This is a genomic window from Protofrankia sp. CiP1_Cm_nod3, from assembly GCF_982290655.1.
In genome coordinates this window covers 68524-69281 of the sequence record NZ_CEVIVD010000002.1, presented here as the reverse complement: position 1 = coordinate 69281, position 758 = coordinate 68524, and the positions used below count along the sequence as shown (strand labels likewise).

General features: G+C 68.3%; 1 protein-coding gene. It reads left to right on the top strand.

Going from position 1 to position 758, the window contains the following annotated elements:
• Window positions 1–692, top strand: a 692-nt coding sequence (locus tag AC5LUJ_RS01210) for a WD40 repeat domain-containing protein (RefSeq protein WP_493464334.1), incomplete at its 5' end; no start/stop codon positions are given.
• Window positions 693–758: the final 66 nt, after the last annotated feature.

The window sequence follows — 758 nt, the reverse complement described above, 5'->3', positions numbered from 1 at the left end:
CCACCACCGGCAAGCCCCTGCACACCCTCCAAGGGCACACCAGGACAGTATGGTCCGTGCGGTTCTCCCCAGACGGAGCCGTCATCGCCTCCGGATCGAACGACGGCACGGTACGCCTGTGGAACGCTGCCACCGGGCACCTCCGACACGCCATCCCCAGCTCCCGCACGAGCTCGGTACGGTCGGTGGCGTTCTCCCCGGACGGAGCCACCATCGCCGCCGCGGCCGGTGACCGCGCAGTGCAGCTGTGGGATACCACAACTGGCGAACACCTGCGCACCCTCAGAGGGCACGCGGACACAGTGTGGTCGGTTCGATTCTCCCCGGACGGATCCATCATCGCCTCCGGATCGAACGACGGCACGGTACGCCTGTGGGACGCTGCCACCGGCGCCCTGATCGCCACGCTGCTCGGGCCCACCAAAGACACGTGGGCCGTGTTCCTGCCAGACGGCTCTTACAAACTCGCTGGCACAGCGGGTGACTCGTTTCAGTGGAAGATCAAAAATGTCCGCTTCGGCATAGGCGAGCTTGATCCGTACGATCCGACCATCCGCCGGCTGCCCGAGGACGCGCCGTTGCCGATGCCCGCGGGCTGGCACCCCGTCGCTCCCAAGGCCGCCCCACCGGCCCGCCTTCCCCCGCGGCCGCCGTCCGAGCCACCATCGCAGGGCCTGTTCCGCCGCCGCTGACCGGCAACAGAAGAACATCTGCATGACACGACGACGGTTCCCACTCGCGACCATGGCCGGCGTCCG